This window comes from Achromobacter sp., from assembly GCF_057314935.1.
Window position 1 is genome coordinate 12,845 of record NZ_DBHKZA010000017.1, and the last position, 26,131, is coordinate 38,975.

The following is a 26,131-nucleotide window of genomic DNA, read 5'->3' on the forward strand; positions in this document are numbered from 1 at the left end:
CAGGAGGCCCCTCAACGAAAAGCGTCGATCCCGCGCATCAGGGCCTGGGCCAACTTGGGTTGGCGCAACGCCTCCAGCCACCATTGCAGCGCCCTGCCCTCATGGCCGCCGCGCCACGCCAGATACAGCAGGTTGGGCTCGCGCGGCGTTTCGGTGGCTTTTTCCACGAGGTCACCGCGTTCCAGCAAGGAGGCCACGCGATGGCGCGGCACCCAGCCTACGCCCAGGCCGTCGCGCTGCGCCAGGATCTTGGCGCGCATGCTGGGCACCGCCAGCACCGCCTGGCCGCCCACCCGTCCATAGCCGCGCGCCGACGCGCCGCGCGCCGTATCCGCCACCACCACGGCCCGATGCTGCTGGATCTGGTCCTGGCGCAAGGGCGCTTTGGCCTTGGCGAGCGGATGGCGGCGCGATACGGCAAACAGCCACTCCATTTCACCCAGTGCCGCCCACTGCAGATTCGGCATAGACTGGGGTTCGTTCGTCGCCCCCACGATCAGGTCGGCGCGGCCTTCGCGCAGCGCTTCCCACGTGCCGCCCAGGACTTCATGCGTAAACCGCAGCGTCACGCCGGAATCCAGGCGGTCGAACGCCTGGATCAAAGGCGACATCAGTTCGAATTCCAGGATCTCGTCGCTGACGATGTGCAGCCGGTCCTCCCAGCCGCTGGCCACCTGCTTGACGCGCTGCGTCAGGCGCGAGACGTCCAGCATCAGCCGGGCCGCCTCGTCCGCCAGCAACTGGCCGGCCGGCGTCAATTGCAGCCGGTAGCGGCGGCGGTCGAACAGCAGCGCATCGAACCGTTCTTCCAGTTGCCGGGCCGCGTGCGATACCGAAGACGGCGCGCGCCCCAGTTTCACCGCCGCCCGCGACAGGCTGCCGCTGTCCCGGATGGCTTCCAGCAGTGCCAGTTCATTCACCGTCAACATGTGCGATTCCTTCGAACGTGTTCGTCCGGAAGATCGTACGACAAAGCGCCTGACCTGGCGCACTATGGCTACACCTTATCGAACGACTCCCAAGGAGCTCACCATGAACCGTTTTGAACAGAAGACCGTCCTGGTCACCGGCGGCACCAGCGGCATCGGCCTGGCGGCCGCACAAGCTTTCGCGGCGGAGGGCGCCCGCGTCATCGTCACCGGGCGCGACGCCGCCGCCCTGGAGACCACCCGCGCCGCGCTGGGCGCGCGTGCCGTGGCCATCCAGAACACCGCCGGCGCGCCTGGCGCGGCTGCCGCCCTGGCCGACGCATTGCAAACGGCCGGCATCCGGCTGGACGCGGTGTTCGTGAACGCCGGCATCGCCAAATTCGCCACGCTGGCCGAGGCCACCGAAGACCTTTGGGACCAGACCTTCAATACCAACATCAAAGGCGTGTTCTTCCAGCTTCAGGCCTTGGACCCGCTGTTGAACCCGGGCGCCTCCATCGTGCTGAATGGATCGATCAACGCCCACATCGGCATGCCGGCCTCTTCCATCTACGCCGCCAGCAAGGCCGCGCTGATTTCCTTGGCCAAGACCTTGTCGGCCGAACTGCTGCCGCGTGGCATCCGCGTGAATGTGGTCAGCCCGGGCCCGATCTCCACGCCCATCTACGGCAAGCTCGGCCTGGACGCCGAGGCGCTGGAAAAGACCGCGGCGGGCATCCAGGCGCAGATTCCGCTGGGCCGGTTCGGCACGCCCCAGGAGCTGGCCTCCACCGTGCTGCACCTGGCCGCGCCGGAGTCCGCCTTCATCGTGGGCACCGAGATCATCGTGGACGGCGGGATGAGCCAGCTCTGAAATCGATGCGGTTACGCCCCGACCGAACGCAGTGCGCGCTTGCAGATGCGCTCGGTCGCGGCGGCGGGCTGACCGGCCAGCCACCGCGCGCACACGGCGCGCACCCAGGCCGGCTGGTCCTTGCTGGCGTCGTTCAGCCAGTTCGCCACCGAATCCTGCACATAGGCCGCCGGGTCGGCGCGTAGGGGCTCCAACAGCGGCAGCGCGATGGCCGGGTCCGACTTCAACGCCGCGATGTGGGCGCACCAGACCCCTCGCGGCCGCAGCGATTCACTGGCGAAACGGCGCACGCGCTCGGACGGGTCCAGGGTCCAGGGCCGAAGCGCCTGTACCGACGCCGCCAGGTCGTCGGCCAAGCGCGGGCGCACGGCCAACCACGCCCACTCGCGCACCCCGAAATGGGCGTCGTCCGCCAACGGACGGATACGGTCCAGGCGGGCTTGCAGCGACACGCCCGGCAACGCGCCGACCAGGAAGCAGGCCCAGCCGCGCACGGTGTCGGATTCGTGCGACCTGAATTGCACATCGGCCTGCGGACCGAAGTGGTCGCCCAGGATGCGTCCGGCTACCGCCATGCGCTTGGAAATGCCGGTCGCGGCTTGCGCGCGCATTTGCGCAATGGCTGTCGCGCCCACTTGCGGCGCAACCGCCTGCATCAATGCCGCGAAATCCACCGCCAGGCATTCGGTCAACGTCGTGGCGGGCGCGCCCGCGTTCAACTGCGCCAGGCGGGCCGCGCTGATGTCCTTGACGCCGCGGCCCGTGGCCTTTTTGGCAGGTGCTGCGGTCCGGGTCATTGCGGCCCCCTGAGCAACGCCGAGCGGCCGGTGTCGGTGCCATGCCAGATGCGCGCCAGCAGGTCGCTCAAACGGGCCTTATCCGACGGGGCCAAGCCCCCGAACAGGGAACCGATCCAGTCCGTGTGTTCCTTGAACAGCTTCGCCGCCACCGACTTGCCCTTGGCCGTCAGCGTCACCATGACCCGGCGGCGGTCCTCTCGCCCGGGTTCGCGCAGCACGAAGCCGTCGCGCGCCAGTCCATCGACGAGGCCGGTGATGGTCGCGCGCGTCACGCCCGCCCCGTCCGCCAGCTGGTGCGCGGACAAGCCGGCCGCCTGCTCGTGCAACAGGAACAGCAGCACGAACTTGCCTTCCGACAACTGCTGCGGCGCCAGCCGTGCCGCGCAGTCGCGGTCGATGGCGTTGGCCAGCGACAGCAACTGAAAGCACAGCCCGATGTCGCCGGCCGACGCCAACCCGCGGCGCTTCGCGACGTCCAGCAACGCATGGTGTTTGGGTTCGAGCATGGGCGGCGTGCGCGCAGCGTCGGGCATGGGCGGTTTCCTGTTCTTCGATTCAACGGAGCAAATAGTAAGGCACCTAATCATCTAAGCGCAAACCAGCTCCGCGCGTGCCGGTATCATCGTGCATGCTCCCGGACTCCCCCTTAGCTCCCCTGCCCGCCCCCCGCCCCAGCGTGACCCTTCGCCGTGTGCAAACGGACGACGTGCCCATGATCCTGGCGATGGAGGCCGACCCCGCGGTCATGCGGCACAGCACCGGCGTCAAGCCCGCGACCGACGCGCGGCGCCAGGAATTGCTGGCATGGCTGCGCGAACCGACTTCCGACATCGGCCATTGGACCGTACTGGTCGACGGCGCCGCCGTCGGCTGGATCAGCCTGGTCCCCCTTGCGGAAGGCGGTCGCCTGCAACTGGCCTACCGCCTGTGCCGTGCCGCCTGGGGCCAGGGGTACGCCACGCTGGCGGGCCAGCAGCTGTGCGACTACGCTTGGCGCGCGCTGGACGTCCCCGAACTGGTGGCCGTGGTCTGGCCCGACAACCACGCTTCCGTGCGCGTCTTGGAGAAGCTGGGCTTCGCCTTCAGCGCCTACGAGCGGCACTACGATCGCCGCACCGCGGTTTACGCCTTGCCGCGTCCGGCCGCCTGATCTGCCCTATCATTCCGACTTCCCATTCACGGAACCCCTCAGCATGTCCCACACCGCGCAGCCCTTCGACGTCCAAGCCTTCATCGCCCAGAGCCTGGAGGGGATGCAGGCCGCTACCAGCGCCCATTGCGCCACCTGGCACCTGGACGAGGCCGAGCAATGGTCGGTGGACATGGACAGCGCCAGCATCGTCTTCCAAATGCCCGGCGGCATCACCGCGACGGCGCCCGTGCAGATCGTCGGCACGTCCAACAGCGCCGACGGCAGCTTCCTGTGGGGCTGGGACCACCCGTCCGTGCCTGCCGAACTGTCCGAACACGCGCAGCTGGCGCTGGCCTTCGGACGCGCGCACGGCCTTCCCGCCTACACCCACCGCAAGGTCCCGTGCGACGACGCGCTGGCCTGGGAGTTCACGGCCGTTGCCATGCGCCTGGGTGAGGCCACCGGCACCTATCGGGCACAAGCATCCGAAACCGCCTATGTGTGGATGACGTTCGGGCAAGTGAGCCTGTCGGCCGCATCGGGCCAATCCGAACACTGATCCCCCATGATCCCCTTCCGTCTGCCCCGTTGCACGCTAGGCGCAGTCGCGCTGGCCCTTCTGGCACAAGCCGGCAACCTGGCCCACGCGGCCCCGCGCACGGTGTACACGGGCACGCTGCAAGGCGCGGGCGACGTGGTGATGGAACTGGATAGCCGGCCGGCGGAAAACGGCGTGCTGACCGGCCGCTACTTCTATCCCAAGCATGGCGTCGACATTCCCTTGAAGGGCACGGCGCAGGCGCTGGTCGAGCCGATGACCTTCCAGGCGCTTGTGGATGCCGGCAAGGATCCTGAAACGGACGAGCTGGCGACGATTGCCGCGGCCACCTGGCAAGGCAAGCGCGACGCCGACGGCTACCAGGGTCAATGGACCGACGCCCGCACCGGCAAGCAGCGCAGCTTCACCTTGCGCCGCGTGGCCGAATACGACCCCGAGGCGTCGGCGCCAGGCAGCGTGCAGGCCGTCACCAATGCGATCAGCGGCGGCGTGGGCAGCGGCATCGACGTCAACGTCGGCATCAATGCCCAGACCGCCCCCTATGAAACCTTGAAGCTCGCCGGCCATGCCGTGCCCGTCGGGCAGGACAGCGGCAACGGCCCGGTGGCCTATCGCATGTGGCGCGACCCCCGCACGCAATTCAGTTATCCGCGGCTCAGCCGGCACCCGGACCCGCAAGTCGCCAAACGCGTCAACGCCCTGCTGGAACAGCGGCACTGGCAAATGAACCTGGCGGCGCTGGCCTGCATGGCATCGGCCTACACCGACGGCAACCCGGCCGCCGGCACGCTGGGCAGCTACGACGACGAAGCCATCACCGTGCAATGGCTGTCCAGGGCGCTGATGACGGTGACCGAATCCGGCAGCCTGTACTGCGGCGGCGCGCACCCCGACAACCATTTCGAGCCCTACACCTTCGATCTGCTGCGCGGCGAATACCTGGACTGGAACCGCGTGCTCGACGCCTACGTTCCGGGTGAAAGCGGCTGGCGCAAGGAGAGCCCCGCGCTGCTGGCGTTGATGGAAAAAGCGCGCGCGCCGCTGGCCGCCGCCAGGGCCAACACCAAGGGCGACGCGCAAGACGATTCATTGGACAGCTGCTCTGACCTGTGGCCCAGCTATCTGGCCTTGGGCACGGAATCGCCGGGCGTGCTGACCCTGTCGATTTCCGGCATCGGCCATGCGATGGGCGTCTGCCTGGGCACGCACGCGACGGTGCCCTTCAAGGATCTGACACCCTACCTGGCGCCCGGCGGCCAGGCGTATCTGGTCACCGAATAGCCAAGACGGCGGGCAGGCTCAACGCTTGCCGAAATCCTTCTGGCTGAAGTCCGTCTCGCCGCGATAGCCGTACATCCGGGAAACGGCCTGGAAATCCTCCGGCGCGAAGCCGGTCCAGGAATAATTCCGGACATTCTTCTTGGTCTTGGCGTTACGCACGTAGAACGACAACGCGGCGCGCTGCTCGGGCAAGTTCACGGCCTTATGCAGCGACGGCACGAACTCGTACTCGGACGTGGCATAGCTTTTCTTGACGCCCAGCAGGGTGTGGACCGAGATCTCGTTGTCGTTGAAGGCATAACGGTTCACGAAGACATAGTCCCGGCGGATGATCAGAAAGGCGATCAGCCCCAGCACCACCGTCGACACGTGGAAGACCGTCGAATTGATGTTCCGGTCCACCGTGAACCGATAGGCGTAATTGAAGACCAGCGCCAACAGGCCCACGCCGATGACCAACTGCCCCAATTGCGAAAACAGCCATTTCGGTTTGTTCTGGATGTTGGCGATCATCGGTCGTCTCTATGACAGGTTGCGGGATAGGCATGGCCCCGAAACCCGGGGCCGGCCGATTATTCCAGGGAGGGATGACGGTCCGCAAGCCGTTGGCGTCGCTGCCGCAGGGCCTCCAGTTTTTCTTCCAGCTCCGCGATCTCGGACTCGACGTCCTGCACGCTTTGTTCGATGGTCTCGTACGCCTCTTGCAGCAGCACCTTGGCTTCACGCTTGCTCGACGCATTCGGCGTGTCGCCCCGCAGCGGCCGGTTTGCCGTTTCGGGCAGGAAGAACGAAGTGATCAACCCGATGGTGGCCGCGACGATCAGGTAGTAGGCGGGCATCATCAGATTGCCGGTTTCCTCGACCAGCCACGCGGCAAGCGTGGGCGTCAGGCCGGCGATGATGATGGCGATGTTGAATGAACTGGCCAGCGCACTGTAGCGGATCCGCGTCGGAAAGAGCGCCGGCAGGGTCGAGGCCATGACGCCCGTCAGGCAATTGAGCAGCACCGCGATGAACAGCAGCCCCAGGAAGATCAGGCCGGTATTGTCGCTGCCCACGAATTTGAAGGCCGGCACCGCCAGCACCAGCAGGCCCAGGCTGCCCGCCAGCAGGAAGGGCTTGCGCCCCACCTTGTCGCTGGCGAAGCCGACGACCGGCTGCACGAACAGCATGCCGATCATGACCACGATGATGATCAGCACCCCATGCTCTTCGGAATACCCGAGACTGCTCGTCAGGTAGGTAGGCATGAAGGTCAGCAGCATGTAGTAGGTGATGTTCGTCACCAGGACCATGCCGATGCAGATCAGCAGCGCCTTGCGGTACTTGGAGAAGATCTCGCGGAACGACACCGTGGGCCGCTCCTGCACGGCGTCCCGGTCCTCTTTCTCCATCTTTTCAAGCTGTTGCGTGAACGCGGGCGTCTCTTCGGCGGCGTGGCGCAGATACAGGCCCAGCAAACCCAGCGGCCCCGCCAGGAAGAACGGCAGGCGCCAGCCCCAGTCCAGGAAGGTCTGCTCAAGCAGGATCGTCTGCAGCAGCACGACCAGCCCGGCGCCCAGCACGAACCCCGCGATCGATCCGAAATCCAGCCAGCTGCCCAGGAAGCCGCGCTGCCGGTCGGGCGCGTACTCGGCCACGAAGATCGCCGCCCCGGTGTACTCGCCCCCCACCGAGAAGCCCTGCGCCAGCTTGCACAGCAGCAGCAGGATCGGCGCCCAGATGCCGATGGATGCGTAGGAGGGGATCAGCCCGATGCAAAAGGTGCTGATCGCCATGATGATGATGGTCAGCGAAAGGACTTTCTGCCGGCCGAACCGGTCGCCCATCACACCGAAGAACACGCCGCCCAGCGGGCGGACCAGGAATGGCACCGAAAAGGTGCCCAGCGCGGCGATCGTCTGGACGGCGGGCGACGCGTCCGGGAAGAAGACTTTGCCCAAGGCGAAGGCGACGAAGCCATACACGCCAAAATCGAACCATTCCATGGCGTTGCCAAGCGCCGCGGCCGTCACGGCCTTCTTCAGTTTGGAGTTGTCGATGACGGTGATGTCACCGATCTCCAATGGCCGCGCCTGTTGCGATGAAGAGGGTGTAGAGGTCATGTGTCAGCTTCCCGTAGTGCGTCCAGGATCGTGCTGACGACAGCATACTCCCCTACCGGTACAGCACCGTCGGCAGCCACATCCCGATCGCCGGGAACATGTACAGCAGGAAAATCGCCACCACCTGGATGCCCATGAACGGCATCATGCCCAGGAAAATCTGGTTCAGCGTCACATGCGGCGGCGACACGCCCTTCAGGTAGAACGCAGACATGGCCACGGGCGGCGACAGGAACGCGGTCTGCAGGTTCAGCGCCACCAGCAGGCCGAAGAACAGCGGGTCGATGCCGAAGGCGTTCAGAAGCGGCACGAAGATGGGCATGAAGATCACGATGATCTCGGTCCATTCCAGCGGCCAGCCCAAGAGGAAGATGATGACCTGCGCCAGCAGCAGGAACTGGATGGGCGTCAGGCCCAGCGACAGCACCCAGTCCTCGATGATGCGCTGGCCGCCCAGCAACGCGAACGCGGCGGAAAAGATCGACGAGCCCACGAACAGCCAGCACACCATCGCGCTGGTCTTGGCGGTCAGGAAAACGGATTCGCGCAGCACCGGCAGGTTCAGCCGCCGATACGCGAGCGCCAGCAAGGCGCCGCCCATCGCTCCCATGGCCGCGGCCTCGCTGGGCGTGGCCAGGCCGAAGGCGATCGACCCCAGCACCGCGGCGATCATGACCGCCAGCGGGAAGAACGACGACATCAGCATCTTGAAGATTTCCAGCCGCGCCCAGGTCAGCGCGGCGTAGAACACCGCCAGCAACGCGGCGCACACGGCGACGAAGATCCAGAACTCCTTGGGTGTCGGGACGGACTCCGCCGCCGCCCCGGCGGGCGCGGCCGGCTCCGCAGCGCCGGCCTGCGACGCGGCCGACGCGGTCGACGCGGCAGGCGTGCCCGGCGGCTCGGCCAAGCCGACGGCCCCCACGCCCGACCCGGGCGGCTCGGCCAGTTCGCCCGACGGCGGTTCCGCCAGGCCGCCCGCGTCGGGCTCGCTCAGGCCGGAGCCGGAATCGAAGCCGCCCGAACCCAGTTGCAGTTCCGCCGGGATGTCATACACGACCTCCGGCCGCGTCACTCCATGGTGCACCACCGCCACCAGCAGCAGCGTCAAGGCCAGCGGCGCCAACGCCGTCGCCATGTTGCGCAGCAGGAAGCTGAACGGCACGTCGCGGTTGCGGCGGCCCTTGAACAGGGCGGCCACCATGCCCGAGACGGCGTGCGTGTATCCCGTGGCGGCCAGCGACCGGGCCTCGGGCGACAGCGGCACGCCGCGCTCGTTGACCGGCAGCGGCGGCGCCATGTCGGGGCGCAGTTTGGCCACGATGATCACATACACCATGTACAACACCGCCAGCATGATGCCGGGAAACAAGGCGCCCGCGTACAGCTGCACCACCGACACCCCGGTCGTCGCGCCGTACACGATCAGCATCACCGACGGCGGCAGCAGGATGCCCAGGCAACCGCCCGCCGTGATGGCGCCGGCCGTCAGCCGCACGCTGTAGCCCGCCTTCAGCATCGCGGGCATCGCCAGCAACCCCATCAGCGTCACTACCGCCCCGACGATGCCGGTCGCCGTGGCGAAGATCGCGCAGGTGGCCAGCGTGGCCACCGCCAGCGCGCCAGGCAGGCGCGCCAGCGCCAGGTGCATGGACCGGAACAGCTTTTCGATCAGGTTGGCCCGTTCGACCAGATAGCCCATGAACACGAACAGCGGGATCGAGATCAGGGAATCATTGGTCATCGTGGCGTATGTGCGCTGCACCATCAGGTCCAGCGTCTGCCCGATGGAGCGTCCCGCGTCCGCGCTCTGCATGTAGTACGCCAGGAAGGTGAACAGGACGCCCATGCCCATCAGCGTGAACGCCGTGGGAAACCCCAGCATGATCGCCACCACGATCAGCGCCAGCATCAGGAGGCCGATGTGCCCCGTTGTGAGCTCGCCCCACGGGGTCAGGAACGCGATCATCAACAGCACGATCCCGATGCAGGACAGCCCGAACCACAACGCCTTGTGGATTTTCATCAGCGAGGCTCCTTGGGCGTGGTCACATAGCGGTCCAGTTGGGCGATGTCTTCGTCCTTCACGTGCACCATCTTCTTGAGCTTGTCCACGTCCACTTCCTCGACGTCCTCTTCACGCGACGGCCAGGCGCCGCGCCGCAGGCACAGCACGCAACGCAGCACCTCGGCCACGCCCTGCAGCAGCAACACGGCGCCCGCCACCGGAATGAAGGCCTTGAAGGGATAGATGGGCGGCCCGTCGGCCATCAGCGAAGAGTGCTCGCCGATGGCGATGGAGTAGCCGGCGTAATACCAGCCGGCCCACACCAGTGCGATCACCCCCGGGAAGAAGAACAGGATGAAGAGAATCAGGTCCAGCCCGGCCTGTACCCGGGGCGGCAGGAAACCGTACAGGATGTCGCCGCGCACATGCCCGCTCTTGGCCAGCGTGTAGGCGCCCGCCATCATGAAGAGGATGCCGTAATACATCATCTGCATGTCGAACGCCCAGGCGCTGGGCCGGTTCAGCAGATAGCGCGCCGCCACCTCCCAGCACACGTGCAAGGCCAGCACGACGATCAACCAGGCGAACGTCTGCCCGACGAAGGTGGAGATGCGGTCAATCAAGCGTATGAGTCGGATCATCGGACATCCAGGACGAGACGCGTGGCGCCCTTGCGCGCACGCGCCGCCCGCCTGGCCCCACGGGGCGGCAAGCAGGCGGCAAGGCAGGCCTGCGTCAGGCTGGCTTGGTGCTGCGCGAGAAGTAGTGGTTGTAGGCCATGCGGTAGTTCACCGACACGTCCCCGTGCCAACGCCCCACCCGCTCGGCGAATACCCGCTGCGAGTCCAGCACCTTCTTGAACAAGGGGTTCTCGGCCGACCGCTTGGCGATCATCTCGTCCCAGATCTTCAGCTGCGCCTGCAGGATCGCGTCCGGCGTCTTGTAGAACTTGACGTTGTGGTCCTTCTGCAGCTTGATGTAGTCCTGCGAATAGCGGTTGGCCGCCTTCCAGGACATGTCCGCGCTGCAGGCCTGGGCGGCATTGCTCAAGACGTGCTTCAGGTGCGGCGGCAGGGAATCGTACTTGCCCTTGTTGAACAGCACTTCGAACTGCTCGGCGCTTTGATGGAAGCTTTGCAGCATGCAGATCTTGGAGACGTCCTGAAAGCCCAGCGCCAGGTCCGACGACGCGTTGTTGAACTCGGCCCCGTCCAGCAGGCCGCGGTCCAGCGCCGGCACGATCTCGCCGCCCGGCAAGGCGTTCACCGCCGCGCCCATTGCCGTGTACATGTCGATGGCCAGCCCCACCGTGCGGAACTTCACGCCCTTCACGTCCTCGACCTTGGTCACCGGCCGCTTGAACCAGCCGAACGGCTGGGTTGGCATCGGCCCGTACATCAGCGACACCACGTTCACGCCCATCGCCTTCTGGATTTCCACCAGCAATTCCTTGCCGCCGCCGTACTCGTGCCAGGCCAGCAGCATGTTGGCGTCCATGCCGAAAGACGGCCCGGACCCCCACAGCGCCACGGCCGTATTCTTCCCGTACCAATAGGCCACGACCCCATGGCCGCCGTCCAGCGTGCCTGCCGATACCGCGTCCAGCAGGTCGAACGCCTTCACGACCGCCCCGGCAGGCAGCACCTCGATCTTCAACTGGCCGCCGGCCATGTCGTTGACCTTCTGCGCATAGTCGCGCGCGAACTCGTGGAAGATGTCCGTGGCGGGCCAGGTACTTTGGAACCTTAAGGAAATGGGCGCGTTCTGCGCCCGGGCGACGGCGGGGAATCCCAGTGCGGCGGCGCCCGCGACGGCAGCGCCGGAAATGAACTTGCGGCGGGGTTTCGTGGGTTGTTGCATGGCTTGTTGTCTCCTTGGTGGACTACACGGACCAGCTTGTAGTGACTACACCTGCTTGGACACGAGAGAAACGCCTGCTGCGAGCTTCCCGGTGCCGGGACTGCGACCGCTTTGCAACTTTGTGCTGATTAAACCTTCCTGACTAACACCTGACAATCAGCTTGTTGTCAGGAATTACCCTAGACCAGCGGATTAGGCGATTCGTCTAAGGGCGCGCCGCGCCGCGCAACAAGGGGCCCAGCAATGCGCCTTGCCGGGCGAGCTCCCGCTCGTCCAGCCCGCTGTAGCCGATCACCAGTCCCGCCGGCAAGGCCGCGCGTCGGCAATAGTCCGAGACGGGCTGCAACGCCAGGCCCCTCGCCCGGGCCTGATCCCCCAACGCCGCCGCATCGATACCGTCGGGCAGCCACCACAGCAGGTGGAATCCGGCATGTTCGCCGCTGGTCCGCAGCGCGTCGCTGCCCACGGCTTGCGCCAGCAACCTCAACACCAGATCGCGCCGTTGGGCGTACACCGCCCGGGCCTTGCGGACATGGCGCGCGAAGCTGCCGTCGGCAAGAAATCCCGCCAGCGTCATCTGCTCGATCATGCTGTTGGACCTGCCGGTCGTGTGGCGCGCCCGGCAGAACGCGGCGACCCAGCGCTTGGGCACCACGGCATAGCCGATGCGCAGCGCGTTGAACATCGTCTTGTTGAAGCTGCCGCAATGGATGACGCGATCCGCCGTGTCCAGGCTTTTCAGCGCCGCCAACGGTGCGCTGTCGTAGTTGAATTCGCTGTCGTAGTCGTCTTCGATGATCCAGCAATCGGCCTGTTCGGCCCATGCCAGCAGTTCCAGGCGGCGCGACACCGGCATCGTGACGCCCGTGGGCGACTGGTGGGCGGGCGTGACGTGCACCAGCTTCACACCGCGCTGCCGGCGGGCGCGCGCCACCGAAAAGCCGTGTTCGTCGATGGCGATCGGCACGACGCGGGGCGTGAACTGGCTGAACAGCGGCATGGCGGTCAGATAGCCCGGGTCTTCCACCAGCACCTTGTCCTGCCGGGAAAGCAGGATGCGGGCGCTCAGGTCCAGCCCGTCGCGGATGCCGGTCAGGATGACGACCTGATCCGCATCGCACGAGATGCCGCGAGCCGCGCCCAGATAGTGCGCGATCTGTTCGCGCAACGGCAGCCAGCCTTGGGACTCCTCGTTGGCCAACTGGCCGGGCGTGACGCGCTGCGCGCTGGCCATCAAGCCCTTGCGCCAGGTTGCCATCGGGAACAACGACGCATCGGCGGTCCGGGCGGCGAACAGCGGTTCGAGGCCGGGCGCAGGCGGCAGGGCTGCGGGGCCCGCAGGCCGTGCGGGCCTCGGGTCCGGGCCGGCGGCGCCCGGCAGGCCCCGATGAAAGAAATTGTCCGGGATGACGGCCGATACGTAGGTGCCTGACCCGACGGCGCCAGTCGTATACCCTTCGCCGCGCAATTGATCGTAAGCGGCCTCGACCGTCGAACGCGACACATGCCAGCGTTGCGACAGGCTGCGCGTGGACGGCAGGCGGGCGCCGGACGCCAGCGCGCCTTTCAGGATCCGTTCCTGGATCTGCCGATAGACCCAGGTTTGCTTGGATTCGCTGTCGCGGGGCGGCTCCTGCGGCAGGTCCAGACTGGATTCCAGCTTTTTGCGGCTTGAAAGTGGCTTGCCCATTGTTGTAGATATGGCCCTATTGGATAAGCCATTCTATCGATAAATTGTGCCCTGGATGCGCGCTGCCATCAGTCACCGGGAATCTGCCATGACCTCGACCTACACCATCACCCTGCCCGCCGGCGCGTTCGCCACCGACGGCCAGGCCTCTATCCTGGATGCCGCGCTGGCCGACGGCACGCCCGTCCCGTTCTCCTGTCAGCGCGGCGAGTGCGGCTCGTGCCGGGCACAGGTACTGGCGGGACGCTACGAGCGCATCGCGCCGCCGACCGAGCGATCCTACGTGACTGCCGATGATGAACTGCTGATGTGCCAATGCCGCGCGGCCAGCGACCTGACGCTGCGCTTTGCGCACTGGAACGCCCCGGCCCAGGCGCCGCAGCGCGTACGCGCAAGCGTGGTCTCGCGCCGGCCGTTGACGCCGGACGTGACGGAACTGATCATCGAAGTGCCCGGCGACGTGTCCTTCGATTACCAGCCGGGGCAGCATGTACGCTGGCTGCTGGACGATGGCAGCCACCGCTGCTTTTCCATTGCGAACCTCTCCACGGTCGCCGGCGCGCGACGGCTGGCATTCCACATCCGCCGCACGCCCACTGGCAGGTTCACCAACCAGCTGTTGCCCACGCTGACCCCGGGCGACACGGCGGTGCTGGACGGGCCGCACGGCGCTTGCGTGTGGCCGGCCACGCGCCCTGACGGCATCGACCATCTGGTGCTGCTGGCCACCGGCACGGGCTTTGCCGGCGTGTTCCCCATCCTGATGGCCGCCCTCGACAGCCGCAGCGTGCAAAGCGTGACGCTCTACTGGGGCGGCCGGACGCCGGAGGATTGCTACGCCAGCGGCCTGCTGAACGCGCTGCAGGGCAAAGACGGCGTCTTCCGGTGGCATCCGGTCGTGTCGGGCGAACCCTCCGCGGACCGCACCGGCGTGCACTACGTGCAGGACGTCGCGGCCGAAGCGGGCCACGATTGGGCCCGCACGATGGTCTACGCCTGCGGCAATGGCGCCATGGTGCGCGGGGCGCAGACGCGCCTGCGCGAGGCCGGGCTGCCGGCGGGACGCTTCCAGTCCGAAGCGTTTCTGCCTTCCGGCGCCGCGGACCCCGTCATGGCGCCCCTGCGCCAGCCGCCCCATCCCTGGGAGCGCGTCAGCGAACGCTTCACGCTGGACGGCATCCTGCAGGCACGCCAACGGTCGATGGACGCCGTGCGCGAGATCGCCGCGCTGATGACGCCCGGCATCACCACCGGCGACGCCATCGCCCTGGCCGACCAGCATCTGCAAGGCATGGGCGCGTCCCACAATTGGCATCCCACCTACATCCGGTTCGGGCCCGACTCGCAATCGCCCGCCGTGCAACCCACCGACCGGCGCCGCACGCTGGGCGAAAACGATGTCTTCGTCGTCGATATCGGTCCGGTCTGGGATGGTTACGAAGGCGATTATGGCGACACCTTCTTGACCGGAGCCGACGCCGACCAGCGGCGCTGCGCCCAAGCGGCCCGCGACGTCTTCCGGCGCGCGCGCCTGGCGTGGCTCGACGGCCTGACCGGGCAAGCGCTGTACGACCTGGCCGACGTCTATGCCCATGAGTACGGCTGCGCGCTGGTGCACGACATCGCGGGGCACCGGGTATCGGATTTCCCGCATGCACTGTACGGCAAGCACCGGCTGGCGAACGCCGATTTCATCCCGGGCGACGGCATCTGGGTGCTGGAAATCCAGGTCCGCGACCTGCAGCTGCCCATCGGCGCGTTCTACGAGGACGTGCTGCTGCGCCCCCTCACCGCCTGAACGCTTCGGCAAGATGGGCGCGCATGGCCGCCCACGACCGCTCATCGGCGCTGCGGTCGTAGACGATGCCGCGTTCGGGGAATGCCGCGTCCTTGAACGTGAAAGCGTGCTGCGCGTGACCATAGGCGTGCAGTTGCCAGTCTGCGCCGGCCCGGGTCAATTCGCGGGTGATCGCCAGCACGTCGGCAGGCGGCGCGACCGGATCGTCCCATCCATGCAGCAACAGCACGCTGGCATCGATGCGCGCCGATGGCGCCGCATCCGGCGCCTGCAGCACGCCATGGAAGCTGACGGAAGCCCGCAAGTTCGCGGGCGCGGCGCGCGCCAGGTCCAGCGCGCACAATCCGCCAAAGCAGTACCCTACGGCGGCCATCCGCGCCGGATCGACGCCCGCCAACGCGCGGGCCGCCTCGAACCCGGCCAATAGCCGTCGGCGCAACAACGCCCGGTCGCGCATCAAGGGTTCCATCAGCGCCGTGTTGTCGCCTGAAGGATCACCCCGCACGCCCTTGCCGTAAGCGTCGATCGCCACGCAGACGTAGCCCAGCCCCGCATAGCGCTCGGCCAAGCGCATCGTGGGCGTGGTCAGCCCGCTCCAATCGTGTGCCAGCACGATGCACGGCAATGGCGTCGACGCGTGACAAGGCGCCACGGCGTAGCCCTCGAAGACAGTGTCCGAATCCGAGTAGTCGACGGCAAGCGCGCGCAAGGCAATGGGGGAAGAATGCGGCATTCCAGGTTCTCCGAATAGGGGGAACGCCGATGGTAGGTAGCGGCAAGTCGGCCGTATTGAATAAATGGGACAAGCGTAAATGGGACAAGCGCGCCGGGTCGCCTAAATGCCTGGCGTCAAAGATAGAACCTGGGCGCCGGCTCCTGCCCGTCTGCGCCGAATCGGGCCGCCAAGGCGCTGCGGCCCTGACGCGCATAAGCGCCCGGCGTCACCCCCAGGCGACGCCGCCAGCTTCGGATCTGATGCGCCTGATCGCTATAGCCGGCCACGGGATCGCCAAGCCCGGTCTGCATGCCGCGCAAGCTGTTGTGCAGACGTTCCAGGTCAGCCAGGTCTTTCGGCCCGACGCCCAGATGCCGGAAAAACCACCGATGCAATTGGCGGCGGTCTGTTTGCGCGGCTTCAGCGGCGTGTTCGACACGCCCGCCCTGCCGCAACACGTCGTGCGCGGCGGCCACGCGCCAGGCCTCGGGCACGGCGGGCGATGCCGCAAGCCTGCGGAGAAGCCATTGATCCAGTCGCGCGGCGATCGCGTGGGGCCCGGCGGCAGCGTCGATAGCGGCCGGCAACGAAGCCGCCTGCGCATCGCCGGTGAGGGCGCCCAGGTCCAGCAAGCGGTCGGCGCTACCCTCGCCCGCGTGCGGAAACAAACGGACGATGCCCGGCACCGTCAGCATGGCCATCACAAAGTACGTGTCGGACCACGAGCGCCAGGCACGGGCGCGCGACTGCAAACCCAACCAGGACGCTTGCGGCACCAGTGACCCGTCCTGGGCCGCGTTCGGCCGGCCCATGTTGACGGACAGCACGGCCAGCGGGATCGGACTGGTGCGGATGGCGCGCCCTTCGTGTTCGCCGGCCAGGTCCTGGATGAACCAATAACCCTGCACCCATGGGGCCAGCGCCGGAGCCGGAGGCAGCGCAAGCATGAGGATGCTTCCGCCCTCTACGGCTTGCCCGCGCCCGGCACCCAGCGCTGGTTCGCCAGCTTGGGATCGGGAAACGGCAATTCCAGGTTGGTCGGCGGCGAGGCCACCCACTTGCCGCCGTCCTGATAGAAGTCCATCGGCGCCTCCGAGGTGCCCGCCGGCATCAGCAGCATGGTGGTGCAAGACACCCGCCCTTTGTGCGACGGGTTGGGCGCGGGCAGGCAGGTGCCGATGGCCAGCTGCGACTGCTTCATGCCGGGCAGATCATCGCCCAGCAACGTGAGCACGGCGGCATGCGCCTGCTCCGGGGTCGGAACGGCGAGCGGCTCGGCGTGCGCCGCAAAGCCGATCACGGCCATTCCCAAAATACCTAGCGAAGCAAGCTTCATGCGTTTCCCGGAGTGAAGTCGAGGGGCCAAGCCCCACGTCCGATTCTACCCGGGCCGACGTACCGCCCTGACCTTGCCGCTATTGCCCCCGCCGCAAAAGAAGCGGTCCGCGCCATCCGACTCCAGGCCCGACACGCCCACACCCGCGGGCATCTCGACGCTTTCCAGCACGTCGCCGGTTGCGGGTTCCAGGCGCCGCAGCTCGCTGGCATCGTTCTCCCAGGTGCCGTGCCAAAGCTGGCCGTCCACCCACGTGACGCCGGTGACATAGCGGTCGGAATCGATGGTGCGCAGCACGCGGCCGGTCTCGGGATCCACCTGATGGATCTTGCGCTGCTGATACTGGCCGACCCACAGCGAGCCTTCGGCCCAGGCCATGCCGGAATCGCCGCCGTCGCCGGGCGCGGGAATCGTCGCCAGCACGCGGCCGCTCTTGGGATCCAGTTTTTGAATGCGGCCGTCGGCGATCTGATAGAAGTGCTTGCCGTCGAAGGCGGTGCCGGCGCTGGCGGCGACGTTCAGCGCGCGCGCCGTATCGCCCGTGGCGGGATCCAGCGAGACGAGTTTTTCTCCTGCGGCAAACCAGACCTTTTCGCCATCGAACGTGACGCCGTGCACGTTGTCGACGCCGGGGAACGGGCCGTATTCACGGAGGATTTGGGCTTGGGTTCGTTTCATGATCGCATCCTGTTCAGTAGGAGAAGTCATGCTACTCACCGGGCAGCAATGCCGGGAGTAACAAGCTTGTCGTGAAACCCGGCACCGGCGGCGTCATCCAGCGGCGCGCGCGCCCGTGCCCCAATGGCTGCGCCTGCCCGGCCGCGGCCAACGCATCCAGCGCCCGCTGCATGGTGCGCTGGCTGGCGCCCAAGGCCAGGGCCAAGGCTGAACTGGACCATGTCTGCCCATCGGCCAAACAGGCAAGCACCGCAGCTTGATCCCGGTCGGCCACGTCCACGGGACGGGCCAACACCACCACCTCGGACGCACCCGCCGGCTTCAGGACAAAGCCGTGCTTCGTCGCGCTGACGCCGGCCAACGGACGCATCGCCGCGCGCAAGCGTCCGATCTCCACGCGCAGCCGCACCCGATGGGAGTCGTCCTGGAAACCGGTCCGAAAGGCTTGGGCGATCAGCAGTTCCCGCGATACGTCCTGCGGCCAGGCCTCAGCCAGCAGCCGAGCCAGCGTGAACAAGACGGGGCGGCTGGCCAGCGGCGCCGTCTGGCCCTCGCGCCGCAACGCGTTGCGGCAGGCGTCGACAATCAGGACGCGGGACGCCAGCAGCGCTTCCACCTCGCCCAAGGTCAAGTCCTGCGATCCGCCCTGCCCGACCCGGCGTGCGGCCGGCGCGCTCAACGCCCGGCACGCATGGTCCACTTCCGCCAGCAGGGCCGGGATGCCCGCTTGGCGGGCGGCGTCGGCGGCGCGCCTGAATGCCGCGCTTGCGGCGGACGCCTGGACCCGGCGCAACGCGATGCCGCCCCGGATCAATTCATGGATCGCCCGCGATGCCGCCGGCAGGTTCGCGATCTGCACGCCGTCCAAGGTCCGGCCGGCGTCCTCGGGCCTGCCCGTCAGCAACTGCCGGCGCGCCTGGAGCTGCGCCGCATGCGCGGCATTGACCGCGTCGCCGTGCGCCTGCAGCGTCGCGCGGGCAGCAGCCAGCGACTTTTCCGGCCAGGCCAGGTCGCGCGATGCCAGGGCGACCTCCGCCTCGGCCGCCACGCAGCGGGCGCGCGCCACGGCGTCCGTCGCGCCGAATGCCTTCGCCGCGCGGCGCAGCAGCGTTTTGGCCCGAACGAAGTCGCCCAGCTGCGCCATCGCGATCCCGCGCAACGCCAGCGCCGGCGCATCATCGCGCAGCGCCACGCGGTTCAGCGCGCCCAGCGGATCGCCCGCCGCCAGCGCGCGCGACGCGCTCGAAATCAGAATATCCATGGAGGTGCCGCCACACTATCTCTCCTGCAGGCCCGGGCCTGGAAACTAATCTACCACCCGTCGGCACCCCGGCCCGCAACCCGGCTGCGCCGTCACACTGTTGCACCCCAGCCATAATGCGTCCCCGTTTTGCGCGGCAAGCCCTCTCCGGCGGCCCCTTTCCCCCCTCGCCAGCGTGTAAACTCCCCCCTTTTTGACTCTGGTGGTATGTTGCAAGCCCCACAGCGCACAGGTTTAAGCGGCCCGACGCTCATTCGCTTGCTGACTCGCCTGACGGATGTCGACGTTCCGGAATCCAGGCAATCGCTTTCCGACCATCTGAGCCAGTGGCTCGGCTGGACGGACGCGATCGCGCTATCCGCGGCCTTGAACACCAGCCCGCCGGTGATTGCCCCCGGCGCAAGGACGTTCAGCAGCGCCGAGGAACGCGAGTGCATGCGTGTCCGGACCACGCTGGCGGATGCCATCGCCAGCGACACGGCGGCGACCGCCGCCAAACGGCCGCTTCCGGGGCAGGCGCCGGCGAAGAAGCCGGCGGCCGTCGCGGAAGCCGAAGCGGATTACTCGAATTTCCGGCAACGGTATCAGTCGTTGCAGCACACGATGGAAACCAGCGTGGGCAATCTGCGCAGCCGTCTGCGCGGCATGGTCGCGGCCAAGAACGGCGAGATGACGCGTCTGGCGGTAGTGGATGCCATCATGGACCGGGCGCTGCTGCCCAAGGAACGCGCCCTGCTTGGCGTGATCCCCAAGCTGCTCGGCGGGCATTTCGACCGCCTGCGTCTGGCCGAAGCGGCTGCATTGGGTGAGGCCAGCGCCGATACGCAAACTGAAGACGGCGCGGACGCCGAGGCAGCAGGCGCCACGGCGCCTGAGCCGGCGCCCGCGTCGATAACACCCGGCGCATGGCTGGACGTGTTCCGCAAGGATATGCGGAGCGTCCTGCTAGCCGAATTGGATGTTCGTTTACAACCGGTCGAAGGGCTGCTTGCCGCCCTTCGCGCCAGCTAACCGGGACACTATGTCCAAGTATCTGATCAATTTCGTCGTTTTCCTGGCCGGTATGGCCGTCGTGGGCTGGATCGGCGCGGGCTATGCGGGCACCAATCCGCTGGCGCTGGCCGTCACGCTGCTGATCGGCGTCTGCTATCTGGCAGGCGCGCTGGAGCTGCTGCGTTACCAGCAAGCCACCTCCAGCCTGACGCGCTCGGCCGCCGGCCTGACGGAAGCTCCGGCCAGCCTGGCCTCCTGGCTGGACCAGTTGCCTCCCAGCCTGCGCAACGCGGCGCGGCTGCGGGTGGAAGGCGAACGGGTCGGCCTGCCCGGCCCGGCGTTGACGCCCTATCTTGTCGGCCTGCTGGTGTTGCTGGGCATGCTCGGCACGTTCCTGGGCATGGTCGTGACGCTGCGCGGCACGGGCATGGCGCTGGAAAGCGCCACCGACCTGGGCGCCATCCGCGCGTCGCTGGCCGCCCCGGTCAAGGGCTTGGGCTTCGCGTTCGGCACGTCGATCGCCGGCGTGGCCACGTCCGCCATGTTGGGTTTGCTGGCTGCGCTATGCCGCCGCGAACGCGTGCAAGCCGCCCAACTGCTGGATACGAAGATCGCCACCACGCTGCGGGTCTACTCGCAGAGCTATCAGCGCGAAGAATCCTTCAAGCTGCTGCAACGGCAAGCCGAAGTGATGCAACGGCAAGCCGAGGCAATGCCCACGCTGGTAGACCGCCTGCAGACCATGATGCAAAGCATGGAAAAGCAGACCCAGTCCATGAACGAGCGGCAGCTTGCCAGCCAGGACGTATTCCAGGGCAAGGCCGAGGCGGCGTATGCCCGCCTGGCGTCCGTGATGGAACAGTCCATGAAGGAAGGCGTGGCCGAAAGCGCGCGTTCCGCCGGCGTGGCGCTGCAGCCCGTGGTGCAAGCCACGATGGCCAGCCTGTCGCGCGAGACCGCCAGCCTGCAAGACACCGTCACGCAGGCCGTGCAGCAGCAGTTGGCCAGCCTGACCTCGGGTTTCCAGGCGTCCACCGCCAATGTGGCCGATATCTGGAACCAGGCCCTGGCCGGCCAGCAGCGCGCAAGCGAAGCGCTCGCCCAGGACCTGCGCGCGTCGCTGGACCGTTTCGCCGAGACCTTTGAGCAACGCTCGTCCGCGCTGCTGGACGGCGTCTCGACGCGCCTGGAAGCGTCGTCCGGCAACCTGTCCGACGCCTGGACCTCCGCGCTGTCACGGCAAGAGCGCGTCAGTGAAAAGCTGGCCGGCGACAACCTGCAAGCCCTGACCGCGGCGGCCGCCAGCTTCGAGCAACATTCCGCGTCGTTGCTGCGCACCTTGAATCAATCGCACTCCCTGCTGCAGTCCGAGCTGGCGTCCCGCGACCAGCAGCGCCTGGCCGCATGGACCGAGACGCTGGGCGCCATGGGCGCCACCCTGCGCCAGGAATGGCAGCAATCCGGCGCCCAAGCCGCCGACCGCCAGCAAGCCATCAGCGATACGCTGGCCCAGACCGTGCGCGACATCAACGCCCAGGCTGCCACGCAAGCCAGCCTGCTGGAGGGCGTGTCGGCGCGCATGGTCGCGGCTGCCGACAGCGTGTCCGAACGCTGGGATACCGCGCTGGCTCGCCAGGAACAGGCCAGCGAAAAGCTGGCCACGGACAACCAGCAGGCCTTGACCACCGCCGCCGCCGCCTTCGAGCAGCACGCGGCGTCGCTGTTGCGCACGCTCGACCAGTCGCATGCCGACCTCCAAGCCGCACTGGCTTCGCGCGACGAAGCGCGCCTGACCGCCTGGACGGATTCGCTTGCCCGCACCGCGCGCGACGTCACGTCCCAGACCGAGGCCCAGGCCCAGCTGCTTGAAAGCGTGTCGACCCGTCTGGAAACGGCGGCCACCCGCGTGTCCGATCAATGGAACACGGCGTTGTCCCGCCAGGAGCAGGTCAGCGAAAAGCTGGCTGCGGACAACCAGCAGGCCCTGACCACCGCTGCCGCGGCGTTCGAGCAGCACTCGGCGTCGCTCTTGCATACCCTGGCGCAATCGCACACGGACCTGCACGCCGCGCTGGCCGCGAAGGATCACGAACGCCTGGCCGCCTGGACCGGCACGCTTGCCACGATGGCGGCGGCGCTGGGCCAGGAATGGAAGGCGGCCGGCGAACTCACGGCCGCCCGCCAGCAGGAAATCAGCGACACGCTGGCCTTGACGGCCGAGGACGCCGCCACCCGCAGCGAAGCGCAAGCCCGCCTGCTGGAGACGGTGTCGACCCGCCTCGAGACGGCCGCGCGCGAAGTCACCCAAGCCTGGACCGACGCACAGACGCGCCAGGAACAGGTCGGCGAAAAACTGGCCACGGACAACCAGCAGGCGCTGGCCACGGCGGCCGCCGCGTTCGAGCAGCACTCGGCGGCGCTCCTGCGCACGTTGGACCAGTCGCATGCGGACCTGCAAGCCGCCCTGGCCGCGAAGGACGAAGCACGCCTGTCCGCCTGGACCGGCAAACTGGCCGCCATGGCCGATGCGCTGGGCCAGGAATGGGAACTGGCCGGCGTGCAAGCCGCCGACCGCCAGCAAGCCATCACCCACACGCTGACCCAGGCCACGCGCGACATCACCGCCCAGACCGAGGCGCAAGCCAGCCTGCTGGAAAACGTGTCCACCCGCCTGGAAACGGCGGCAAGCCATGTCACCCAGGCCTGGACCGACGCGCAGGCGCGCCAGGAAAACGTGGGCGAACAGCTGGCCGCCACCCACCGCCAGGCGCTGGAAACCGCTGCGGCGACCTTCGAGCAGCACTCGACGTCGTTCCTGCGCACGCTGGACCAATCGCACGCCGACCTGCAGGCGGCCGTGGCGTCCAAAGACGAAGCCCGCCTGGCCGCGTGGACCGGCAAGCTGGCCGCGATGGCCGACGCGCTGCGCCACGAATGGGAACAGGCCGGCGCCGCGACCGCCAGCCAGCAACAACAGATCTGCGACACGCTGGCCCAGACCGCGCACGACATCACCGCGCAAACGCAGGCACACGCCAGCGACACCATCGCCGAGATCGGCCGCCTGGTGCAAGCCGCCTCGGAAGCACCCAAGGCCGCCGCCGAGGTCATCGGCGAACTGCGCCAGAAGCTGTCCGACAGCATGGTGCGCGACAACGACATGCTGCAAGAGCGCAACCGCCTGCTGGACACGCTGGACACGCTGTTGAACGCCGTCAATCACACGGCCGCCGAACAACGCACGGCCGTGGACGCGCTGGTCGCCTCGTCGGCCGAACTGCTGGAACGCGTTGGCACGCAGTTCACCGACCGTGTCGAAGCCGAGACCGGCAAGCTCGCGGACGTGGCGGCGCAAGTCACCACCAGCGCCGTGGAAGTGGCCAGCCTGGGCGAATCGTTCGGCACCGCCGTGCAACTGTTCGGCGAGTCCAACGACAAATTGGTGGCCCACCTGCAACGCATCGAAGCGGCGCTGGACAAGTCCATCGCACGCGGCGACGAGCAACTGTCCTACTACGTGGCGCAGGCCCGTGAAGTGGTCGACCTGAGCCTGATGTCGCAAAAGCAGATCATCGAAAACCTGCAGCAGCTGGCCATCCAGCGCGCCACCGCCGGAGCCGAAGCCGCATGAGCGAGGACATCGACGGCGGCGTAGAGGCGACCGCACCGGCCTGGGCCGTCTTCGGCGACCTGATGTCGGTGCTGCTGGGCGCCTTCGTGCTGATCCTGGTCAGCGTGATCGGCGTGCAGCTGCAACTGTCGACGCAGCTGGAAGAAGAGGTCAAGCAGCGGCAGGAAGAAACGCAGCGGCGCGAAACGCTGGAACAGGCGCTGGCGGGCCCACTGGCGGCCGGCCGCGTCACGTTGATCAATGGCCGCATCGGCATCAGCGGCAGCGTGCTGTTCGCGTTGAACTCCGACCAGTTGCAGCCCGAAGGCCGCGAGATCCTGAAGACGCTGATCGAACCCCTGGCCGCCTACCTGAAGACGCACGACGAAATCCTGATGGTCAGCGGTTATACCGACGACCAGCAGGTGCGCGAAGGCAACCGCCGCTTTGCGGACAATTGGGACCTGTCGGCGCAGCGCGCCCTGACCGTCACGCGCGCGCTCATCGACGAAGGCGTGCCCTCGTCCACCGTGTTCGCCGCCGCCTTCGGCTCCGAGCAGCCGGTGGCCTCCAACGCCGATGAAGAGGGGCGCGCGAAGAACCGCCGCGTGGAAATCACGCCGATCCCCAAGCCGTCCAACGACTCGGGAAAGCCGCGTGAGCAGTGACGGCACGCACTTGAGCCCGCCCAACGCGCAAAGCACGCTGGATGCCTGGCGCGCGTGCGGGGCAGACCGCCTCGACCCGGTGCGCTTCCGTTTCCTGGATGCGATGGCGCGGCGCACGACCATGCTGGGCGGCCCGGCGCGCCAACTGCTGGACGCGAAGCTGGCCGCCCTGCTGCAGGCTTATGAAAGTCAGGTCGCGGCCGCGGCCGCTGACGCCAGCGCCTCGGATGCCGCCCCCACCGCCAGCGCCCTGGCCGGCCTGATCGATTACCTGGCCGACCCGGATCCCCCCGGCGGCGTCAGCGGCTGGACGCGCGACACGCTGGGCCTGCGGGCCACCTATCCCGACGTGCAGATGCTGGACTACTTCCGCGGCGTCTGGTCTCAGGTCAGCGCCGACCGGCAAGTGCGCCAGTCGCAGGAACAGGTCCACAAGAACGCCGGCCCGCTCAATTCCAACCAGCTGGTGCACCGCGCGCTGACCTTGATGCGCGAGCTGTCGCCGGGCTATCTGCAGCAGTTTCTGTCGTATACGGACGCGTTGATGTGGATGGAGCAGGTCCACGTGGCCACGGCGCCTGCGCCGAAGGAAACGGGCCGCGCGGGCGCGGCAAAAAAGGCCTCGCGCAGCAAGAAAAGCTAGCGCCGGTTGCGAGCCAACTCGGCCACTGCCAGATTGAGCTCGACCGCAGGGTCCAGACTTTCAATCATGACATCCGGCAGGATGCCGACCTTGTCGACGCTGGTGTTGGACGGCGTGAACCAATAGGACGTGGTGAACTTGACCGCCTGGCCGGTAGCGAACGGCTGGATCATCTGGATGCTTGAACGGCCGAACGTGGGCCGCCCGATGATCTTCGCCCGTTTGTAATGCTTGAGCGCCGCCACGACCATCTCCGAGCCCGACGCGGTCCCTTCATCCACCAGAACCGCAAGCGGCAGGCGCCTGATGGCCTCCGGCACCTGGGCTAGAGGATCGCTGCCCTTGGTATAGGACGCTTTCTCCGCCTTGTACACGACGTTGTCCTCGGGGGTGCGGCCCTTTGCTTCCGCGACGACCACGCCTGCGGGCAGGAACAAGGAAGACAGTCCGACTGCCGTATCCAGCAGCCCTCCGGGATTGCGGCGCAGATCCAGCACCAGCCCCCGGAACGGTTGCTGGCGCCACTGCTCCGTCAGCGCGGCCGCGATAGAGGCCAGGGTATCCTCCGAGAGCACTCGCACGCTCAGCACCGCAATGTCTGACTCCGCCATCGACAACGATGCCTTGGCAGGCGTGAAGCCGTTGCGTTCAACCGTGAACATCAACGGCTGGCCCGCGCGGCGCACGCCCACCGTGACGCGGGTTCCCGCCGGGCCGCGCAATAATTCGTTGGTCAATTGCACATCGCCCCTGACAGGGGTGCCGTCGATGGATTCAATGGCATCCCGGGGCCGGATTCCGGCCTTTTCCGCAGGGCTGCGCGAAAGGGGAAGGACCACCACGACCTCGCCTTGGCGAAGGGTGACATCCAGCCCGATATGCGCCTGACTAGCCGTGCGGGACAACACGTCCACCTGGCTCTTCGTCAGATACGCACCGGCCTCCGGGTCGATTTCGCGGATCATCCCCCGGATCGCGGCTTCGATCAGCTTGGAATCTGGAACCTGCTTGACGCTGTTCGCTTTGATCGCCATATAGGTGGTCGCCAAGAGCCTCAGCTCTTCGATAGGCAACTGGGAACCGCCCGAACTCTGAGCCTGCACCGGCCCGCACAGGGTTGCCGCCACTACGAGCGCACTCGCGCCGTAACGAAGCTTCATAAAGATTCCTGAAGGATCAATCGGATAGTCACAAGGCCGCCAATGTAACGTA

General features: G+C 67.3%; 24 protein-coding genes. 9 read left to right on the forward strand and 15 right to left on the reverse strand.

What is annotated here, in order from left to right; all coding sequences use genetic code 11:
- Positions 1-11: 11 nt before the first annotated feature.
- On the reverse strand, positions 12-929 hold the full coding sequence (locus ACO6D5_RS08580) for a LysR substrate-binding domain-containing protein (RefSeq protein ID WP_485825133.1): 918 nt from the start codon (positions 927-929) through the stop codon (positions 12-14).
- Between the two features lie 103 nt (positions 930-1,032).
- Between ACO6D5_RS08580 and ACO6D5_RS08585 the strand changes: the two genes are divergently transcribed.
- Complete coding sequence (locus ACO6D5_RS08585) at positions 1,033-1,782, forward strand: SDR family oxidoreductase (RefSeq protein WP_485825134.1); 750 nt, start codon at positions 1,033-1,035, stop codon at positions 1,780-1,782.
- A gap of 11 nt (positions 1,783-1,793) precedes the next feature.
- On the opposite strand, the gene ACO6D5_RS08590 is transcribed toward ACO6D5_RS08585, so the two are convergent.
- Both ACO6D5_RS08590 and ACO6D5_RS08595 read right to left on the reverse strand, forming a co-directional pair.
- The gene (locus ACO6D5_RS08590) at positions 1,794-2,579 is read right to left on the reverse strand and encodes a DNA alkylation repair protein (RefSeq protein ID WP_485825135.1); all 786 of its coding nucleotides are present in this window, start codon (positions 2,577-2,579) and stop codon (positions 1,794-1,796) included.
- Positions 2,576-3,115 (reverse strand): MarR family winged helix-turn-helix transcriptional regulator, encoded by a 540-nt coding sequence (locus tag ACO6D5_RS08595; protein ID WP_485825136.1) that lies wholly within the window; start codon positions 3,113-3,115, stop codon positions 2,576-2,578. The genes ACO6D5_RS08590 and ACO6D5_RS08595 overlap by 4 nt, the downstream gene beginning before the upstream one ends.
- A 143-nt stretch (positions 3,116-3,258) precedes the next feature.
- Between ACO6D5_RS08595 and ACO6D5_RS08600 the strand changes: the two genes are divergently transcribed.
- Genes ACO6D5_RS08600 through ACO6D5_RS08610 form a run of 3 tightly spaced genes read left to right on the forward strand, consistent with a single transcriptional unit; the run spans position 3,259 to position 5,554 of the window.
- On the forward strand, positions 3,259-3,732 hold the full coding sequence (locus ACO6D5_RS08600) for a GNAT family N-acetyltransferase (protein ID WP_485825137.1): 474 nt from the start codon (positions 3,259-3,261) through the stop codon (positions 3,730-3,732).
- A gap of 43 nt (positions 3,733-3,775) precedes the next feature.
- Entirely contained in the window at positions 3,776-4,273 is a 498-nt protein-coding gene (locus ACO6D5_RS08605) for a DUF6882 domain-containing protein (protein WP_485825138.1), read from the forward strand.
- Positions 4,274-4,279: 6 nt separating this feature from the next.
- On the forward strand, positions 4,280-5,554 hold the full coding sequence (locus tag ACO6D5_RS08610; RefSeq protein WP_485825139.1) for a hypothetical protein: 1,275 nt from the start codon (positions 4,280-4,282) through the stop codon (positions 5,552-5,554).
- 18 nt (positions 5,555-5,572) lie between these two features.
- Here the strand turns inward: ACO6D5_RS08610 and ACO6D5_RS08615 are convergent, their stop codons facing one another.
- The 6 genes from ACO6D5_RS08615 to pdxR form a co-directional block, all read right to left on the reverse strand.
- A complete protein-coding gene (locus ACO6D5_RS08615) occupies positions 5,573-6,067 on the reverse strand; it encodes a hypothetical protein (RefSeq protein WP_006224340.1) in 495 nt (164 codons plus the stop codon).
- Positions 6,068-6,126: 59 nt separating this feature from the next.
- Complete coding sequence (gene proP, locus ACO6D5_RS08620) at positions 6,127-7,659, reverse strand: glycine betaine/L-proline transporter ProP (protein ID WP_485825140.1); 1,533 nt, start codon at positions 7,657-7,659, stop codon at positions 6,127-6,129.
- A 52-nt stretch (positions 7,660-7,711) separates the two neighbouring features.
- Positions 7,712-9,685: a TRAP transporter large permease gene (locus ACO6D5_RS08625; RefSeq protein WP_485825141.1), complete on the reverse strand. Its 1,974-nt coding sequence runs from the start codon at positions 9,683-9,685 to the stop codon at positions 7,712-7,714.
- Entirely contained in the window at positions 9,685-10,308 is a 624-nt protein-coding gene (locus ACO6D5_RS08630; RefSeq protein WP_315845390.1) for a TRAP transporter small permease subunit, read from the reverse strand. The genes ACO6D5_RS08625 and ACO6D5_RS08630 overlap by 1 nt, the downstream gene beginning before the upstream one ends.
- A 94-nt stretch (positions 10,309-10,402) precedes the next feature.
- A complete protein-coding gene (locus ACO6D5_RS08635; RefSeq protein ID WP_088587173.1) occupies positions 10,403-11,527 on the reverse strand; it encodes a TRAP transporter substrate-binding protein in 1,125 nt (374 codons plus the stop codon).
- Positions 11,528-11,732: 205 nt separating this feature from the next.
- Positions 11,733-13,217, reverse strand: coding sequence for a MocR-like pyridoxine biosynthesis transcription factor PdxR (pdxR, locus tag ACO6D5_RS08640; RefSeq protein WP_485825142.1), 1,485 nt, complete (start codon positions 13,215-13,217; stop codon positions 11,733-11,735).
- Positions 13,218-13,305: 88 nt separating this feature from the next.
- On the opposite strand from pdxR, the gene ACO6D5_RS08645 reads away from it, so the two are divergent.
- Positions 13,306-15,015: a M24 family metallopeptidase gene (locus ACO6D5_RS08645; RefSeq protein WP_485825143.1), complete on the forward strand. Its 1,710-nt coding sequence runs from the start codon at positions 13,306-13,308 to the stop codon at positions 15,013-15,015.
- On the opposite strand, the gene ACO6D5_RS08650 is transcribed toward ACO6D5_RS08645, so the two are convergent.
- The 5 genes from ACO6D5_RS08650 to ACO6D5_RS08670 all read right to left on the reverse strand — a co-directional run bounded on the left by ACO6D5_RS08650 (position 15,005) and on the right by ACO6D5_RS08670 (position 19,005).
- The gene (locus ACO6D5_RS08650) at positions 15,005-15,748 is read right to left on the reverse strand and encodes a dienelactone hydrolase family protein (protein ID WP_485825144.1); all 744 of its coding nucleotides are present in this window, start codon (positions 15,746-15,748) and stop codon (positions 15,005-15,007) included. The two genes, ACO6D5_RS08645 and ACO6D5_RS08650, sit on opposite strands and share 11 nt — an antisense overlap.
- Before the next feature lie 116 nt (positions 15,749-15,864).
- The gene (locus ACO6D5_RS08655) at positions 15,865-16,677 is read right to left on the reverse strand and encodes an AraC family transcriptional regulator (RefSeq protein WP_485825145.1); all 813 of its coding nucleotides are present in this window, start codon (positions 16,675-16,677) and stop codon (positions 15,865-15,867) included.
- A gap of 17 nt (positions 16,678-16,694) precedes the next feature.
- A complete protein-coding gene (locus ACO6D5_RS08660) occupies positions 16,695-17,066 on the reverse strand; it encodes a hypothetical protein (protein ID WP_485825146.1) in 372 nt (123 codons plus the stop codon).
- 45 nt (positions 17,067-17,111) lie between these two features.
- Entirely contained in the window at positions 17,112-17,744 is a 633-nt protein-coding gene (locus tag ACO6D5_RS08665) for a Vgb family protein (protein WP_315845384.1), read from the reverse strand.
- A gap of 31 nt (positions 17,745-17,775) precedes the next feature.
- Positions 17,776-19,005: a helix-turn-helix domain-containing protein gene (locus ACO6D5_RS08670; protein ID WP_485825147.1), complete on the reverse strand. Its 1,230-nt coding sequence runs from the start codon at positions 19,003-19,005 to the stop codon at positions 17,776-17,778.
- A 207-nt stretch (positions 19,006-19,212) separates the two neighbouring features.
- Between ACO6D5_RS08670 and ACO6D5_RS08675 the strand changes: the two genes are divergently transcribed.
- From ACO6D5_RS08675 to ACO6D5_RS08690, 4 genes are read left to right on the forward strand one after another with little or no spacing between them, the layout of a single operon-like run.
- Complete coding sequence (locus tag ACO6D5_RS08675) at positions 19,213-20,016, forward strand: DUF3348 family protein (RefSeq protein ID WP_315845382.1); 804 nt, start codon at positions 19,213-19,215, stop codon at positions 20,014-20,016.
- A gap of 10 nt (positions 20,017-20,026) precedes the next feature.
- The gene (locus ACO6D5_RS08680) at positions 20,027-23,629 is read left to right on the forward strand and encodes a DUF802 domain-containing protein (RefSeq protein WP_485825148.1); all 3,603 of its coding nucleotides are present in this window, start codon (positions 20,027-20,029) and stop codon (positions 23,627-23,629) included.
- The gene (locus ACO6D5_RS08685) at positions 23,626-24,276 is read left to right on the forward strand and encodes an OmpA family protein (protein ID WP_315845380.1); all 651 of its coding nucleotides are present in this window, start codon (positions 23,626-23,628) and stop codon (positions 24,274-24,276) included. Before ACO6D5_RS08680 ends, ACO6D5_RS08685 begins: the two co-directional genes overlap by 4 nt.
- Positions 24,266-24,919, forward strand: coding sequence for a DUF2894 domain-containing protein (locus ACO6D5_RS08690; RefSeq protein ID WP_485825149.1), 654 nt, complete (start codon positions 24,266-24,268; stop codon positions 24,917-24,919). Before ACO6D5_RS08685 ends, ACO6D5_RS08690 begins: the two co-directional genes overlap by 11 nt.
- On the opposite strand, the gene ACO6D5_RS08695 is transcribed toward ACO6D5_RS08690, so the two are convergent.
- Entirely contained in the window at positions 24,916-26,079 is a 1,164-nt protein-coding gene (locus ACO6D5_RS08695) for a S41 family peptidase (protein WP_485825150.1), read from the reverse strand. The genes ACO6D5_RS08690 and ACO6D5_RS08695 overlap by 4 nt on opposite strands.
- Positions 26,080-26,131 lie beyond the last annotated feature (52 nt).

Coding starts and splice junctions, on each gene's coding strand:
- ACO6D5_RS08695 (WP_485825150.1), bottom strand. CDS start 26,079: ATGAAGCTTCGTTACGGCGCGAGTGCGCTCGTAGTGGCGGCAACCCTG.
- ACO6D5_RS08630 (WP_315845390.1), bottom strand. CDS start 10,308: ATGATCCGACTCATACGCTTGATTGACCGCATCTCCACCTTCGTCGGG.
- ACO6D5_RS08605 (WP_485825138.1), top strand. CDS start 3,776: ATGTCCCACACCGCGCAGCCCTTCGACGTCCAAGCCTTCATCGCCCAG.
- ACO6D5_RS08610 (WP_485825139.1), top strand. CDS start 4,280: ATGATCCCCTTCCGTCTGCCCCGTTGCACGCTAGGCGCAGTCGCGCTG.
- ACO6D5_RS08590 (WP_485825135.1), bottom strand. CDS start 2,579: ATGACCCGGACCGCAGCACCTGCCAAAAAGGCCACGGGCCGCGGCGTC.
- ACO6D5_RS08670 (WP_485825147.1), bottom strand. CDS start 19,005: ATGGATATTCTGATTTCGAGCGCGTCGCGCGCGCTGGCGGCGGGCGAT.
- ACO6D5_RS08655 (WP_485825145.1), bottom strand. CDS start 16,677: ATGCTTGCGCTGCCTCCGGCTCCGGCGCTGGCCCCATGGGTGCAGGGT.
- ACO6D5_RS08615 (WP_006224340.1), bottom strand. CDS start 6,067: ATGATCGCCAACATCCAGAACAAACCGAAATGGCTGTTTTCGCAATTG.
- ACO6D5_RS08585 (WP_485825134.1), top strand. CDS start 1,033: ATGAACCGTTTTGAACAGAAGACCGTCCTGGTCACCGGCGGCACCAGC.
- ACO6D5_RS08625 (WP_485825141.1), bottom strand. CDS start 9,685: ATGAAAATCCACAAGGCGTTGTGGTTCGGGCTGTCCTGCATCGGGATC.
- ACO6D5_RS08645 (WP_485825143.1), top strand. CDS start 13,306: ATGACCTCGACCTACACCATCACCCTGCCCGCCGGCGCGTTCGCCACC.
- ACO6D5_RS08595 (WP_485825136.1), bottom strand. CDS start 3,115: ATGCCCGACGCTGCGCGCACGCCGCCCATGCTCGAACCCAAACACCAT.
- ACO6D5_RS08635 (WP_088587173.1), bottom strand. CDS start 11,527: ATGCAACAACCCACGAAACCCCGCCGCAAGTTCATTTCCGGCGCTGCC.
- ACO6D5_RS08665 (WP_315845384.1), bottom strand. CDS start 17,744: ATGAAACGAACCCAAGCCCAAATCCTCCGTGAATACGGCCCGTTCCCC.
- ACO6D5_RS08580 (WP_485825133.1), bottom strand. CDS start 929: ATGTTGACGGTGAATGAACTGGCACTGCTGGAAGCCATCCGGGACAGC.
- ACO6D5_RS08650 (WP_485825144.1), bottom strand. CDS start 15,748: ATGCCGCATTCTTCCCCCATTGCCTTGCGCGCGCTTGCCGTCGACTAC.
- ACO6D5_RS08680 (WP_485825148.1), top strand. CDS start 20,027: ATGTCCAAGTATCTGATCAATTTCGTCGTTTTCCTGGCCGGTATGGCC.
- ACO6D5_RS08660 (WP_485825146.1), bottom strand. CDS start 17,066: ATGAAGCTTGCTTCGCTAGGTATTTTGGGAATGGCCGTGATCGGCTTT.
- ACO6D5_RS08675 (WP_315845382.1), top strand. CDS start 19,213: ATGTTGCAAGCCCCACAGCGCACAGGTTTAAGCGGCCCGACGCTCATT.
- proP (WP_485825140.1), bottom strand. CDS start 7,659: ATGACCTCTACACCCTCTTCATCGCAACAGGCGCGGCCATTGGAGATC.
- ACO6D5_RS08685 (WP_315845380.1), top strand. CDS start 23,626: ATGAGCGAGGACATCGACGGCGGCGTAGAGGCGACCGCACCGGCCTGG.
- pdxR (WP_485825142.1), bottom strand. CDS start 13,217: ATGGGCAAGCCACTTTCAAGCCGCAAAAAGCTGGAATCCAGTCTGGAC.